The organism is Streptomyces sp. NPDC028722, from assembly GCF_040637655.1.
GTDB lineage: Bacteria > Actinomycetota > Actinomycetes > Streptomycetales > Streptomycetaceae > Streptomyces.
In genome coordinates, this window is the sequence record NZ_JBEZWU010000011.1 from 209,123 (window position 1) to 223,890 (window position 14,768).

Below are 14,768 nucleotides of genomic sequence, written 5' to 3' on the forward strand. Positions count from 1 at the left end.
GTCACTCGCTTGGCGGCGGCCCGGTCCTCCGTCCCCCCGGATGGCGGATCCGCCGCGCTATGCGGACGCGAACGGGGTAAGGGGACGGCGACCGGCCGACCAGTGTCTGTGACGAGGAGCGAACCATGACCGACGACGCCTATCTTTTTCTCGCGGACGACCCGGCCGACACGCTCGGCGTACCGCCGGCCGCGACGGAACCGCTCGCCTGCATGGACACATCAGCGGTGCGGGCGTGGCTCGACGCGCAGGGCGTGTCGGCGACGTCCCCGCGGCTGCGGGTGGTGCCTCCGGAGGACACCACGGCCATTCCCGCGGAGGCGGAGCGGCTGCCGGTTCCGCTGAGCGAGGAGGAATTGAGCCGGCTGCGTCACCGTACGGCTCCCGAGACCCTGGCCGCGGTCGAGACCGACCTGCTCGCCTACCGCGACTGCGCGCACGGCCGCGACGAACTGCTCGCCCGCGCGGTGGCCGCGGGTGTCGCCCCCCACCGCATCGCCGAACTCACCGGTGAGGACCCGGCTGTGGTCCGGGCGGCGGCCATCGGCTGAGCGGACGCCGCGCCGGCCGGGGGGCCCGGAACCTGCTCCGGGCACGCCTCCGGGACCGCGTTCCGCCGCCCAGCGATGTCCCTCGTGCCGGGCAAAAGACTGAGTAGCCATAACCTGTCCGGTTTCCCTTCCGTTTGCTCAGGTGCGGGTGAGTGCCCGCAACAGTGTCTGAAGGGCTGGGAACCGATGAAACGGGCTACCCGTAACAGTGTGATCGCCTTCGCCGCCGTCTCCGGTGCGATGGCAGTGGCGGGGCCGGTGTACGCCGACTCCACCGCTAACGGGGCCGCGGTCGGCTCGCCCGGGCTGATCTCCGGCAACGTCATCCAGTTGCCGGTGCACGTCCCGGTGAACGTGTGCGGGAACACCGTGAACGTGGTCGGGCTGCTCAACCCCGCGTTGGGCAACCGCTGCGCCAACGAGGGCGGCGCCAAGGAAGGTAAGGAAGGAGCCGAGTCACAGGGCGGAGCCACGGCTCATGGTGCCGCGCAGAACTCGCCGGGCGTGGTGAGCGGCAACGGCGTCCAGCTCCCGGTCGATCTGCCCGTGAACGTCAGCGGCAACAGTGCGAACGTGGTGGGCATCGGCAACCCCGTCTCCGGCAACCGTTCGGTGAACGGCCCGGCCGACCGGCCCGACGAGCCGCAGCGGAGCACGCCGCCCCGCCACGAACCGCCGGTACGCTCCGAGCCCCCGCACCGGCCGCACGGCACGCCGCCGGTCCGCTCGACGCCGAGGCCGGCTCCGGTCGTGCAGGAGCGGACGCCCGGCACCCTCGCGCACACCGGAACGGAGGGCACCTGGGCGCTGGCCGGCGCGAGCCTGGCCTCGCTGATGGGCGGAACGGTGCTGTACCGCCGCTCCCGCTCGAAGGCGTCCGGCCGGGTGGGCTGAACGCACACGCGGTGAGACGGTCCGGCCGGCCGGTCCCCGACGGGACCGGCCGGCCGGACCCGGCTCATCCGCAGGCACCGAAGCGGCCACGACCACCGGCACCCCGGGCCGTGGCCGCTTCGCGCCGCTACCGGGACCGTCACCTCGGCCGGGCTCCGAAGAGCCAGTTCAGCTGACCGGCGGACCCGACCGTCCGCGGGAGACGGCCCGACCGCTCCGGTCGTCCGTCTCCTTCCGCGCGGCGGCGGCGTCGTCCGGCTGCCGCGCGGGGGGCCGGAAGGCCAGGGTCACCAGGGTCAGGGCCGCGGTCACGAGGAACGCGGTACGCAGGCCGGAACGGTCCGCCACCGCCCCCAGCGTGGCGGGCCCGATCAGTGTTCCGATGCCGAGCGCGAGGACGGTGGCGCTGAAACCGGTTCGAGAGGCCGAAGCGGTCACGCAGGTCGGGCAGGAACAGTCCGTAGCCGTACCGTGCGAAGCCGTACGCCATCGCCTGGGCCGCCACTCCCACCCCGCCGACCTGCCAGGCCAGGGTGGGCATTGCTAATCCACGCCGTCCGCTCACGCGGTCACTCCTCGTAGTCAGGACACGTCAGGACACCTCGGTTATCCAGATCGCGTCCTCGTACCCCGGGCCCCGCCGCAGCCGGGTGTCAGCGCACCTGCCGGGCGAAGAAGTCGAGGAGAGCGGTCGCGAGTTCGGCGGGCGCGTCCTCCTGGACCAGGTGTCCGGCGCCGGCGAAGGCTGCTCCAGCGGACGTCGCCCGACGTGCTGCGGAATGTCTCGGCCAGCGGCCACTCGTCCACGGCGTGCCGTTCCTCTCGGGTGTGTCCGCCCCTGCCGGCCGACACTCCAGCGGCATCGTCGCCCGGCGGTGGCGCGCCGAACCGGTATACCCCTGGCGGACGAAGGAACCCGCGATGCACGCCGGTCGGCGCCCGACCCGGCGGCGGTGAGCGCCCGTCACATCGGCAGCGAGAACAGGCGGACCGGCCCCGGCGGCCAGCGGGCGTCGTCGCACAGGGGCGTCACCATGGTCGGCAGCGGCATGGCCACCAGGCGGGCTCTGGGCTGCTCGACGCGTACGTCCGTGTCGAGCGGGTGCCATCCGAGGCGCCGGTAGAGCGGTACGAGGGGCGGCCGGCAGAACAGGAGCGCGTGCCGGGGACCCATCGTGCGGGCGTGCTCCAGCGCGGCCGTGACGACGAGCCGCGCCAGCCCCTGACCGCGCGCGTCCGGTGCGACGGCCACCCCGCCGACGCCCACCACCTCCGTCCCGGTGCCACCGATCGCGACGGGCAGCCGCAGCAGGCCGGTGTGGGCCACGAGCCGGCCGCCGTGTCTGACGCCGAAGTGCTCTTCCTTGGGCAGCCAGGTCAGACCGGTCGAGGCGACACCGAACGGATCGTCGCCGTCGCCGAGGATCTCGTCCTGGTCCGCCCTCGTGTAACGGGGGAGCCGCACCACGGCCGGCGCCCCAGACTTTTGGGTTTCGGACATGCCCCCATAATGATCCCTCCGCCGAGCACCGGCCGAGCACCGGCCGAGCACCGGCCGGGCCCCGCCCGGCCGCCGCCCGGCCCGGACCCGTGTCCTCCCTCTGCCGGGCTCCGCGCGCGAGCGGGGTGGGGTGGTGCCAACGTGGGAGGGCAAGCAGCGGTGCCCGCACCCGCGCCCGCGTCCGCTGACGCGGGCGTGACACCCGGCCGGTTGCGTGCCCCGGGTCGTACGGACGGGACGGATCGCATGTCGGCTGGCGATGAGCCGGGAGCTCAGCCGTAGGCCGGCTCCAGCGGCCTGGCGCGACCGGGCCGCCGGCGCACCCAGAGTGCGCGCGCTCGACGGACTGCGCGGCCTGGCCGTGGCCGCGGTGCTCGCCTATCACGGCGGCTTCCCCTGGGCGTCCGGCGGCTTCCTGGGAGTCGACGCGTTCCTCGTGCTCAGCGGATATCTCATCACCACCCTGCTGCTCACCGAGTGGGCGAGAACGGGCGGCATCGCCCTCGGTGCGTTCTGGGCACGCCGGACGCGCCGGCTCCTGCCCGCCCTGACGGCGATGCTCCTCGCGGTGTGCGTGCTCGGCCCGCACCTGATGCCCGCCGAGGACCTGGCAGGCACGCGCGGGGACGCCCTGGCCGCCCTGGCGTACGTGGCCAACTGGCGGATGATCTTCCACGGCACGGACTACTTCGCGCAGACGGCGGCACCGCCGCTGTTGCAGCACACCTGGTCCCTGGGCATCGAGGAGCAGTTCTACCTCCTGTGGCCGCTGCCGGTCGCCGGGGTACTGCGGGCCTGCCGCAGCCGCCGCGCCGCGGCCAGGGTGCTCCTGCTGCTCACCACGGGCGGCGTGCTCGCGTCGGCCGCCGTGTGCCTGGCGCTGATCAGGGGGCCGGCCGGTCTTCCCCGGGTGTACTTCGGCAGCGACACGCGGGCACTGGCGCTCCTGCTCGGCTGCGCCGTCGCGGTCCTGCCGGCCCGTCTCCCGGCGTCCACGGCGCGCGGGGGGCGTCAGCGCGCCCTGGCGGGCACGGCGGTGCTGGGAGCGGTGACCCTGGGCTGGCTGTGGTCGCACGCCGACGGCGCGGACCCCCGGCTGTATCCGGCCGGGCTCCTGGCGGGTTCGCTGGCGACGGCGGCGGTGCTGACGCACACGATCAGGGCGCCCGCCTCGGTCGCCGCCCGGCTGCTGTCCCTGCCCCCGGCGGCTGCCCTGGGCCGCATCTCCTACGGCGTGTACCTCTGGCACTGGCCGCTGTTCGCCTGGATCGACGCCGAACGCACCGGGCTGCGCGGCGCCGCGCTGTTCGGCGTACGCGTCGTCGTCACCCTCGTGGTCGCGGCGGTGTCGTTCGTCGCCGTCGAACGCCCGGTGCAGCGCGGGCACCCGCGGTTCCTCCGCCGGCGGGCCCCCGCCCTGGCGGCCACCACGACGTGCATGGCCGCGGCGGCCGCCACAGCCGTCGTCACCCTGCCGTCCGGGCAGCGGCTCGCTCCGTCCACCGCCGCACCGGCAGAAGCCACCGCGCCCGCCGAACCCGGTCACCGCTCCGGTCAGGTCCCCGACCGCCCGGCCGGCCGCCACCACCGGGCAGGCATGCCCGTCTCCGCTGTGATCGTGGGCGATTCGATCGCCTGGACCCTGGTGAACCACCTGCCGCCGACACCGGACGTCACCCTTCACGACAGCACCCGGCAGGGCTGCGGTCTGGCGCTGGACAGCCCCTACCGCTACTTCGGCACCGAGCACCGCGTGTCCCAGGAGTGCCGGCACTGGCCGAGCGACCTCCGTCAGGCGGTGACCCGCCACGACCCCGACACGGTCGTCCTCCTCTTCGGCCGCTGGGAAACCATGGACCGCGTGCATGACGGGCGCTGGACCCACACCGGCGAGAAGGCCTTCGACGCGTACCTGCTCGCGCAGCTCGACCGGGCGGTCGGCATCGCGTCGGCACACGGCGCCAGGGTCCTGCTGGCCACCGAGCCCTACAACCACCGGGGAGAACGCCCTGACGGTGGCGTGTGGCCCGAGGACCAGCCGCAGCGCGTCGACCACTGGAACCAGTTGCTCCGCCAGGTCGCCGGCCGGCATCGCGGCACGGCCGACATCCTCGACCTGGGGCACCGGCTGTGTCCGCACGGCGCTTTCACCTGGCAGGTCGACGGCGTACAGGTGCGCAGCGACGGCGTTCATCTCACCCCGGAGGGCGCCCGCTCGCTGCAACCCTGGCTGGTCTCCCGGCTCGAGGCCGCGGCCCACTGAGGTCCCGCCGGGTGGGACCGCGGAAATGGGGGACACGGATACAGCGCGCCGACAGGCGTGCGGGCTCACCGGCGGGGCATACGCCTTCTAGAGCCGTTGGCTCATTCACGTTGGAGGGAAGTCATGATCGCTCTCGGCGTTGTGCTACTCATCATCGGATTCCTCTTCCACCTCTCGATCCTGTGGACGATCGGAATCATCCTTCTGGTCATCGGCGCGATCCTCTGGATTCTCGGGTCCGTGGGGCACGCCGTGGGAGGCCGGCGCCACTACTGGTGAAGCAGCCGCTGCCACGGCCGGACGGCGTTCCGGCCGTGGCAGGCCGCGCAATCCGCCTGACACACCGTCCTCGCCTCGCATCGGCGCACCGCTCGGGGCCAGCCTGTGGCGGTGCCGCCCAGCAGGCGCCGCACGGCCGTCCGGTCCACCTTCCCGTTCGCGTTGAGGGTCAGGGCGGCGACCGGGGTCAGCCGGGCCGGGACCATGTACGGCGGCAGGCGCCGGCGCAGGGCCTCGCGGAGGTCGCCGGTGGCTGAATCCGCCGTATCGTCGGCGACGGTGTGTGCGGCGGCGAGTTCCACACTGCCGTCCGGAATCGGGACGGCGAGGACGACCGCGTCGAGTGTCCCGGACAGTCCCCGCAGGGCGGCCTCGACCTCACCCGGCTCCACCCGGTGACCGTGCACCTGCACCTGCTGGTCGACCCGGCCGAGATGGACCAGGGCCGCGCCGGCGGGCAGCGGCCCGCCGGCGTCGAAGGAGCCCGGGAGGACGGTCACGTGGTCACCGGTGCGCGTAGGTCAGCGGGATCGCCGGGTCGGGAAAGGGCGGTCTCCGTAAGGTCGCCGGTCCTGGCAGCGCCTCCGGCGTGATCGGACGGGTGGCGGCTGCCCGGCCGGCAACGGTCCCGGTACGTGCACAGGGTGGACGTGTCCGGCGCCTGCCGGCCGGATCGGATGCGAGGGTCACCGCCACTGCCAGGCCGACGTGGGCCGGACGCTGAGGGAGACGCGGCATCCCGTCGCCTCCGGCGAACGCGTGGCTCGGCGCGTCGGGGCCTGGCGCAAGGCGACTGTGTCACCCACCCTCGGAGGGCGCATCTCCTGGCTGCGGCCGGCCGCTCCCGGCCGGGGAAGCGCCCCGGTCTCCGGTCGGCGCGGCGTCACGCGGCGAGGGCCCGTGCCCCGCCTCCCTCCCGCGGAAGTACGGCCTCGGCCCAGGCCTCGGCACGGTTGAGGCGCCTGAGCACGGGGAGTTCGCCCGGTGCGTGCGCCCTGTCGCGCGTGTGGGTGCCTCTACAGTGCGCCAGTACACGGCCCAGGGCCTCGCGGATCGAAGTCCCCGGCACGTCTATGCAGATGCGTTCTTCCGCGTAGGCGCGGACCAGTGCGTGCAGACGGAACCATCCGGGTTCCGTCTCCACCAGAAGATGCGTGGTGGACAGTGCGTCGAGATGCTCGCGCACGGTCTGTTCGCGTTCGCCCGCGAGGACCGCGGCGCCGGTGGTGTCCGTGCGGTGCAGCGGGTGAAGGGCGAGGAGGCGCAGCAACTTCTGCGCGCCTGCGGCGAGCCGCGCGTCGGAGGCGGCCAGCGCGCCGCGGACACCGTCCTCCAGCGCGAGGGTGATCAAGGGCTCGCGGTGATAGTCGTCCAGCGTCCATCCGGGGTGTTCCCGCATGTGGCGGCCGATGACCGTCAGGGCCAGGGGAAGGTGTCCGAGGTCGTCGGCGATCCGGCGGAGCGCGGTGGCGTCGGTGGCGAGGCGGTCGGCTCCCGCTGTGCGGAGCAGCAGCTCCACCGAGTCGGCCGGTGCCAGCGGGGGGAGGGAGAGGCGGGTGGCGTCGGGCAGCGCGCGCAGCGTACGACGGCTGGTGATCAGCGTGCGGCAGGTGGGGTCCTCGGGAAGCAGCGCCCGTACGTGCGCTTCGTCCGGCGCGTCGTCCAGGACGACCAACGCGCCCGTGCCGGTGAGGAGTTGCCGGTAAAGGGTGGCTCGGGCGGCGGCGCCGTGCGGGATGCGGTCCCCGGTGACGCCCAGCAGACGCAGGAAGGTCTCCAGCACCGCGGCGGGGTCGGCGGCCGGACCGTCCGGTGCGAAGCCGCGCAAGTTGGCGAAGAGTACGGGCGCGTCGGCTCGCTTCCGCGTGGACAGGCGGTGGGCCACGTGCAGGGCGAGTGAGGTCTTCCCGGTCCCGGCGGCGCCCTCCAGCACGACGACGCCTGCCCGGCCGCCCCCCGCGAGTGCGGCTTCGGCGTCGGACGCCGGCCGGGACCGGCCGACGAGAGAGGACGGCGCGGCGGGCAGCCGGTCGTAGGCGGTGACACGGGCGGCGGCCTCGGCTTCACCGAGGACGGTACGCAGCGCCTGCCGCCATACGGCGACGGCCGCCTCGTCGCCGCCGGCGAGTGTACGGACGACGGCCAGCAGCAGATCGGGATTGGGGCGGCGGCGGCCCAGCTGGAAGCAGTTGCCGATGGTCGAGCGGGCCGGCCATTCGCTGCGCGGGCGGCCCGCTCGCTGCCAGTCCTTGTGGACCCGGCGGGTGATCTCGGTGATCGAGGGATTGCCCGCCCACGCCTTCAGCAGCCGCAGCTCCGCGATGAACTCGTCCAACGTGCGGGCTTTCCCCGGATCCAGTACCTGCGGCACGAACATCCTCCCCCATGGGACACCTGGGCCACCATCAACTTGGAACACTCGTTTCAAGTTAGACGACGGGGGGTCTCGACTGTCAAGCGGTATACGGCCGTTGATCCTCCGCCGCAGCGCGCGTCCAGGATCATCCACGATGACTCCGGAACATCGCGTTCCGTCCCGATGCTGAGTGCCGATCTCGCCGGCCACCTCCACCGGAGCCCCCGCTCCCGTGCGCAAACACTCGCTTCCAGGACAGGAGTTGGTTCCTCACGACGCCAGAGATCGGCGTACCCCTTGCTTCCCGCCGGCGGCAGCGCGAGCCGCGCACCGCCGCCTGACCGCCACCGCGCCCGCTGTTCGCCGCGTCCCTCCCGGCGGCCGGGCACGGCCGCACCGTGCACAGCTCATTCCGTGAGGCGATCGAGGTCCGCTTCACCCAGGAGTGGCGCTGACCTTCCCACCCCCACCGGCTCTCTTCCGCACCGAAGGAGACAAGAACGTGGAAACGCACACCCCCATGCAGTCCCCGCACGACCCGGCCGTGCAGGCCTCCGCCATGCTCGACGACCCCATGCGGCACGACCCCATGCGGCACGACGCCCCCGGCGAGCCGCAGGACGGTGCCCAGCGCGTCACCATCGTCGGCGCCGGCTTCTCCGGGACGCTCACCGCCATCCGGCTGCTCCACTTCGCCGACACACCGCTGGAGATATGTCTGATGGAGCGGGAGGAGGGCTACCGCTACGGCGGTATCGCCTTCGGCGAGGCGTCCACCAACTGGGAGCACATGCTCAACATCCAGGCCGGCCGCATCACACTGCGCCGCGAGCGCCCGGAGGACTTCCTGGAGTGGGCGAACGAGGAGGCGGACCGCTCCGCATGGCCGCGGAAGTGGCGGTACCACGCCTTCGGCGTGGCCTGCGTCGTACCGCGGCGGATCTTCCGGCAGTACCTGGCCGACCGGCTGCGCGGCGCGACCGCCGACGCCCATGCCGGCGTGACGTTGCGGGAGCTGACCGGCGAGGTCATCGACGTACGCCGCCAGGGCGACGGCTACGCCGTCAAGTACGCCGACGCCGGACCGCAGGGCGGCGTGCACGAGCTGTACTCGGGCCAGGTGATCCTCGCGACCGGTCACCTCTCGCCCGTGCAGGCGCCCTTCTACCACCGCGTCAAGGACAGCGACCGCCTCATCGCCGACCCCTACGCCCCCACCGCCCAGCAGCGGTTCAAGGCGGTCGGCCCCGAGGAGACCGTCCTCGTCACGGGCTCCGCTCTGTCGGCCTTCGACACGGTGATCTCCCTCGTCCACGCCGGCCACCAGGGGCAGATCCTGATCTGCTCGCGCGGCGGCCACCTGCACGGCACCTATCCCGTCGACCACGAGCACGACATCTGGCAGGCACGCCGTCCGCCCTTCCTCGACGCCGCGAAGCTCACCCCCGAGGTGGTCGTGGAGGGGGTCAGGGCGGAGTACGCGCACCTGCGCGCCGAGCACGGTGTGGAGGCGGGCGGCGCGCTCGACGCCGTCTTCGCCGAGCGTGTCATGAAGGCGTGGGAGCCGTACGTCATCGAGCTGGTCTCCCGCATGGACGCCCGTGACGTGCGGATGCTGCTCGACCGGTACAAGAGCCTGATCGTCACCAACCGCACCAGCACCGTGCGGGAGATCGGCGGTGTCGTCCGCAGCCGGATGCGCGGCTTCAAGGGCGCCCCCAAGACCGTCGACGTGCTGTCCGCCGTCATCCAGGACATGCGTCCCGTCGGGGACGGCACGAAGATCCGGGTGGTCTTCACCGACCGGCCGGACCTCGTCGTCGACCGGGTGGTCAACTGCCTGGGCAACAACACCGACTACGAACGCGCCGACCACCCCCTGTGGCACGGCCTGGTCAACGCACACCGGTACGCGCAGCCGCAGACGCGGACCCACCGGGGCATCGAGGTCGGCGCGCACGGACAGCTCATCGCCGCAGACGGCACGGCGGCGCCCGGCCTGTTCGGCGTCGGCCCCATGCGCCAGGGCGACGAGACCACCCGCCGTGGCCGCCTGGGCGCGTTCGTGTTCAGCATCGGCACCCTGCGCAACCAGTGCTTCGACACGGCGATGGAGGTGCTGCGCCGCCTCAGGACCGCGAGCGATGAGGAGCAGATGGACATTCCCGACGGCATCCACCACTGCCTGATCCGCAGCAGCGACTGGATCGCCGCCGACCTGTCCACCGGGGAACCGCAGGCCACCGGCCTGCGCGAGCGCCTCCAGAGCTACGCCCGCGAACGCGCCTACCCCAACGCCGTCAACTACCTACAGGCCCAGGACCGCACCGAGCGCCGCAAGTACCGCGGCATCCTCGAGGACGACCTGGCCGATTTCGGCGCCGCGCTGGCCCGCGAGTTCCACCTCACCGCACAGCAGGCCCGGCGGACCGTCTCCCTGCTGGCCACGCTGGTGGAGAAGCACGCGGTGCACAACCTGTGCGACATCACCAAGCTGGCCGGCTGGGGCTCCAGTTACGCCGACCAGGTCGTGCACGCCCCGAAGAAGGGGGCGTGATGACGCACACCGACGAGCAGGCACTGCTCAGCCGCCTGTTCATGGTCCGGCACGGCGAATCGACCTGCAACTCCGTGCACCGCATCGCCGGGCAGCGCGACGCCCCGCTGACCTTCCTCGGCCGCATCCAGGCCGAGAAGGTCGCCGGGGGCCACCGCGGCCGGCACTTCGACCGCGTCTACGTCTCTCCGCTGATCCGCGCGCACGAGACCGCCGACATCATCTTCGGCCTCCAGGACGAGCGGCCGGAGGCCCCGGAGGTCGTGGTCGACGAACGGCTGATGGAGCGCGACTTCGGCAGCTACACCCTGGAGAGCAAGTCCGTCCTCCAGCGCCGGCACGGCATCGCCGAGTACGAGCGCGCCATGAACTCCGACAGCCCCACCATGCAGGGCGGCGAGACGTTCGCACAGTTCAGGGACCGTGTGCACGCCTTCTACGAGCAGCAGTTGCTGCCCGCGCTGCGCCGCGGCGAGGTCGTCTGCGTGGTCTCCCACAAGTACGTCGTCGAGCTGATCTGCCGGTTCGTCCTGGACCGGCCCGCCGACGACTCCTACGACCTGCGTCTGCCCAACTCCCAGATGCTGCGCGGCGACCGGATCCCCGGCTATGTGAAGAACGAGAACGAGACCATGAACATGGTCTACGACTGGATCGTCGTCAACCATCCCGTCGTCTTCTGCGCCGGCCTGGCCGCCGGCCTCCTGGCCAACCTGGCCGGACTGCGGCTGTCCGCGTCCCCGTACCTGCTGCTGACCCTCCTGGTGCTGGCCAGCGTCATCACCATGTGCCGCATCGAGCTGGAGAACGCCCGCACCTTCGTCACCGACCGGGGCACCCTCCGGTCCGTCGCCCTGCGCCACCTCCTCGTACCGATCGCCTTCGTGGCGCTGTTGCGCTGGCGGGACGTCGGCAGTGACAGTACGGCGGCGATCGTCGCGGTCTTCCTCGCCACCCCCGGATCGGTGGTGGCGATGACGGTCAGCCGCTGCCTCGGTGGCATGATCATGCCCACGTTCGCGCAGGTCCTGCTCTCCTCCCTGGCCGGGACCGTCTCGTTCTCGACCGTCCTGGCACTGACCCTGCGGGAGGATGTGGCCCCGGCCGTGGCGGTCAGCGCGGCGACCTCGACCGGTGTGGTCACCGCCGCCTATCTGCTGGTGCGGCGGCTGCGGGAGCGTTCGCCCATCCGCACCGCCAAGTACGGCGAACGCAACGGATACGTGGCGGTGCTGCTGCTCACCGCGTTCATCGTGCTGGTCTGCCTCAAGCTCGACCTGGACGGTTTCACCCGCTACGCCCCGACCGCGGTGGGCATCGCCGTCGGCCTGCGGCTGATCGCGGGCGCCCTCAAGCGCCGCCGCCATGTGCAGACCCTCGACGACTACACCGCCATGACCTACCCGAACGTGTTCGTGGTGGTCATCATCGCGGCGCTCACCGGCCACCCGGCCCTGGAACAGGTGGCCATCTGGACCCTGTTGCCCATGTTCGTCCTGTCGTTCTTCGACAGCTGGTACGCCCGGTACCTCGTCGTCGCCCCCGACGACCCGCGCTGGCCCACCGTGCTGGGCCTCCGGGACCGCGTCCCCGCCCGCAAGGACGCCGCCCCCTCGCCCCCCGTGTCTCCGGGCTCCACCACACGTATGACGACGAGGAGTTGACGGTGACCGCGAGACCGACTTCCCTGATACCCCGGCCCGTGATGTTCTGGACCGGCGTCGCCCTGACGTGCGCCGGCGTCATCGAACACCTCTGGATGTTCGCCGACTCCGCGTCCATGGATTTCGACATGTCGATGATGAGGATGTCGCCGGTGATGTGGGCGGCCATGGTGGTCATCGTCGTAGGGGTGGTGCTCTCCGGGTTCGCGGTGGTGCAGCCGGCCGGAGCGGGCCCCGCCGTCCTGCGCGCTCCGGCCGGCACGACCACCGCGAGCCGGCACCGTCTCATCGCCATCCTGAGCTTCGCGCTGCTGGTGGACCAGATGAAACCCGCGACCCTGGCGTTCATCTCGCCCGGCATGCGCACCGAGTACCACCTGAGCGCCGCCGAGATCTCGTGGTTGCCCACGGTGGCACTCACCGGCACGGTCCTCGGATCACTCGTATGGGGACGCGCGGCGGACCGCATCGGCCGCAGGGCCACCATCCTCCTGGCGTCCCTGCTCTTCCTCGGTACGACGGTGTGCGGCGCCATGCCGAGTTTCGGCGGCAACCTGATCATGTGTGCCCTGATGGGTATGGCGGCCGGCGGCATGCTGCCCGTCGTCTACGCCCTGATGACCGAGAGCCTGCCGCCCGGCCGGGGCGCGGCCGTCATGGTGCTCCAGGCCGGCCTCACCACGACCGGCGGCTACATGGCCGCCTCCGGGCTGGCCGCGGTCCTCATCCCGCTGGCCGGCTGGCGGGTGCTGTGGTTCGCCCAGCTCCCGCTGGTCCTGATCCTCATCGCGCTGAACCGGTGGATCCCGGAGTCGGCCGCGTTCACCGCGCGGCAGGCCCGGCCCGAGCACGTCCCGGCCGCCACCCTGTTCAAGCCTCCCCAGACCGCCAAGACGCTGGTGGTCAGCGCCTACGCACTGGCCTGGGGCCTCGTCTACTGGGGTTTCATCACCTTCCTGCCCAGCCAGCTCCAGTCCTCGGGAGGGCACGGCACGTCCGCCGCCACGCTGCTGTTCATCTCGTCGCTGCTGTCCATCCCGACCTGCGCGGTGGCCGCATGGCTCTACATGCGCTGGTCGGCCAGGGGCACCATGGTCGTCTACGCGGCCCTGACCATCGCGGCCCTCCTGGTCCTGGCCGCCGTCGGCACGGACGGCAGCCGGCCGGTCCTGCTGACCGCCGTGATGCTGCTGTTCGCCGGCACCGCCGGTGTCATCGCGCTCATCGGCCCCTACACGGCCGAGATCTACCCCATGGCCATCCGGGGCACCGCCGGGGGATGGGCCGCGGCCGTCGGCAAGTCCGGCGGAGCCTTCGGGCCGCCCCTGATCGCGCTGATCCTCTCGGCGCCGGGAGGCATGCGCACCGCGGCCGTGTGCGTCGCGCTCCCCATGGCCGTGGCCGGGATCGCCGTCGCCGCGCGCGGGAGCGACCCGCGAGCCGCCGCCCGACCCTCCGCGAATGCCGGCCATTTGGATGCCGAACTGGACCGACTGGTGCGTGACGAGGCCGTTCCCGCCCGGGCCACGGCGACAACTCCCGTGCCCGGCGACGAAGGTGCGGCGACATGAGCGGCGGCGTCGACGGCGTCGCACTCGCGGTCTTCGCCGCCTTCTTCCTGGCCGTCACGGTCATGGGCTTCCTGGCGGCGCGCTGGCGCAGGGGCGACGACGGACACAGCCTGGACGAATGGGGCCTCGGCGGCCGGTCCTTCGGCACCTGGATCACGTGGTTCCTGCTCGGCGGGGACGTCTACACGGCGTACACCTTCGTGGCCGTACCGGCGGCGATCTACGCGGCGGGCGCGTCCGGCTTCTTCGCGGTGCCGTACACGATCCTGGTGTACCCGCTGATCTTCACCTTCCTGCCACGGCTGTGGTCCGTCTGCCACCGGCACGGCTACGTCACCACGGCGGACTTCGTCCGGGGCCGGTTCGGGTCCAAGGGGCTGTCGCTGGCGGTGGCCGTCACCGGCATCCTGGCGACGATGCCGTACATCGCCCTCCAACTGGTCGGCATCCAGGCCGTGCTGGACGTGATGGGCGTCGGCGGCGGCGAGAACACCAGCTGGTTCGTGAAGGACCTGCCGCTGCTGATCGCCTTCGGCGTGCTGGCCGCCTACACGTACTCATCCGGTCTGCGCGCGCCCGCGATGATCGCCTTCGTCAAGGACACCCTCATCTACGTGGTGATCACGGTGGCGATCATCTACATCCCGATGAAGCTGGGCGGCTTCGGCACCGTCTTCGCCCGGGCGGCCGAGGCGTACGCGCGGACCGACCCGGCGACCGGCAGGCCGCGCGGGGCACTGGTCAGCGGGCCGGACGCCCGGTGGACCTACGCCACCCTGGCGCTGGGCTCGGCCATGGCGATGTTCATGTATCCGCACTCCGTCACCGCGACGCTCTCCAGCGCCGGCCGCAACGTCATCCGCCGCAGTACGACGGTGATGCCGCTGTACACGCTGATGCTGGGGCTGCTGGCGTTGCTGGGTTTCATGGCGATCGCGGCCGGGGTCGAGGTCGGCAACGGGCAGCTGGCGATCCCGCAGCTGTTCGAGGACATGTTCCCGAGCTGGTTCGCGGGCGTGGCCTTCGCGGCGATCGGCATCGGCGCGCTCGTGCCCGCGGCCATCATGTCCATCGCGGCGGCGAACCTCTTCACCCGCAACATCTACAAGGACTTCATCAAGCCGGACGCCAC

Annotated in this window: 12 protein-coding genes; 8 read left to right on the forward strand and 4 right to left on the reverse strand. The window is 72.2% G+C overall.

Annotated elements, in window-relative coordinates; genetic code table 11:
• The first annotated feature begins 125 nt into the window (after positions 1-125).
• Complete coding sequence (locus AB0F03_RS19625) at positions 126-551, forward strand: DUF6003 family protein (RefSeq protein ID WP_361993283.1); 426 nt, start codon at positions 126-128, stop codon at positions 549-551.
• Positions 552-761: 210 nt separating this feature from the next.
• The gene (locus tag AB0F03_RS19630) at positions 762-1,445 is read left to right on the forward strand and encodes a chaplin family protein (protein ID WP_361993285.1); all 684 of its coding nucleotides are present in this window, start codon (positions 762-764) and stop codon (positions 1,443-1,445) included.
• Positions 1,446-1,613: 168 nt separating this feature from the next.
• On the opposite strand, the gene AB0F03_RS19635 is transcribed toward AB0F03_RS19630, so the two are convergent.
• Positions 1,614-1,883, reverse strand: a complete 270-nt coding sequence (locus tag AB0F03_RS19635) for a hypothetical protein (protein ID WP_361993288.1) — start codon at positions 1,881-1,883, stop codon at positions 1,614-1,616.
• A 526-nt stretch (positions 1,884-2,409) separates the two neighbouring features.
• Positions 2,410-2,946 (reverse strand): GNAT family N-acetyltransferase, encoded by a 537-nt coding sequence (locus AB0F03_RS19640; protein ID WP_361993291.1) that lies wholly within the window; start codon positions 2,944-2,946, stop codon positions 2,410-2,412.
• A 328-nt stretch (positions 2,947-3,274) separates the two neighbouring features.
• On the opposite strand from AB0F03_RS19640, the gene AB0F03_RS19645 reads away from it, so the two are divergent.
• Together AB0F03_RS19645 and AB0F03_RS19650 are read left to right on the forward strand one after the other, a co-directional pair.
• Positions 3,275-5,209 (forward strand): acyltransferase family protein, encoded by a 1,935-nt coding sequence (locus AB0F03_RS19645; RefSeq protein WP_361993294.1) that lies wholly within the window; start codon positions 3,275-3,277, stop codon positions 5,207-5,209.
• Between the two features lie 123 nt (positions 5,210-5,332).
• Positions 5,333-5,488 carry a DUF6131 family protein gene (locus tag AB0F03_RS19650; RefSeq protein ID WP_356822229.1) on the forward strand — a complete coding sequence of 52 codons (156 nt, stop codon included), beginning with the start codon at positions 5,333-5,335 and terminating at the stop codon, positions 5,486-5,488.
• On the opposite strand, the gene AB0F03_RS19655 is transcribed toward AB0F03_RS19650, so the two are convergent.
• Both AB0F03_RS19655 and AB0F03_RS19660 read right to left on the reverse strand, forming a co-directional pair.
• Positions 5,479-5,988 (reverse strand): hypothetical protein, encoded by a 510-nt coding sequence (locus AB0F03_RS19655; protein ID WP_361993297.1) that lies wholly within the window; start codon positions 5,986-5,988, stop codon positions 5,479-5,481. The two genes, AB0F03_RS19650 and AB0F03_RS19655, sit on opposite strands and share 10 nt — an antisense overlap.
• A 383-nt stretch (positions 5,989-6,371) precedes the next feature.
• Positions 6,372-7,859, reverse strand: a complete 1,488-nt coding sequence (locus AB0F03_RS19660; protein ID WP_361993300.1) for an ATP-binding protein — start codon at positions 7,857-7,859, stop codon at positions 6,372-6,374.
• Between the two features lie 487 nt (positions 7,860-8,346).
• On the opposite strand from AB0F03_RS19660, the gene AB0F03_RS19665 reads away from it, so the two are divergent.
• The 4 genes from AB0F03_RS19665 to AB0F03_RS19680 form a co-directional block, all read left to right on the forward strand.
• Positions 8,347-10,401, forward strand: coding sequence for an FAD/NAD(P)-binding protein (locus tag AB0F03_RS19665; protein ID WP_361993303.1), 2,055 nt, complete (start codon positions 8,347-8,349; stop codon positions 10,399-10,401).
• On the forward strand, positions 10,401-12,065 hold the full coding sequence (locus AB0F03_RS19670; protein WP_361993306.1) for a histidine phosphatase family protein: 1,665 nt from the start codon (positions 10,401-10,403) through the stop codon (positions 12,063-12,065). The genes AB0F03_RS19665 and AB0F03_RS19670 overlap by 1 nt, the downstream gene beginning before the upstream one ends.
• Before the next feature lie 2 nt (positions 12,066-12,067).
• Positions 12,068-13,636: an MFS transporter gene (locus AB0F03_RS19675; protein ID WP_361993309.1), complete on the forward strand. Its 1,569-nt coding sequence runs from the start codon at positions 12,068-12,070 to the stop codon at positions 13,634-13,636.
• Positions 13,633-14,768, forward strand: a 1,136-nt coding sequence (locus tag AB0F03_RS19680; RefSeq protein ID WP_361993312.1) for a sodium:solute symporter, incomplete at its 3' end; no start/stop codon positions are given. The genes AB0F03_RS19675 and AB0F03_RS19680, both read left to right, overlap by 4 nt.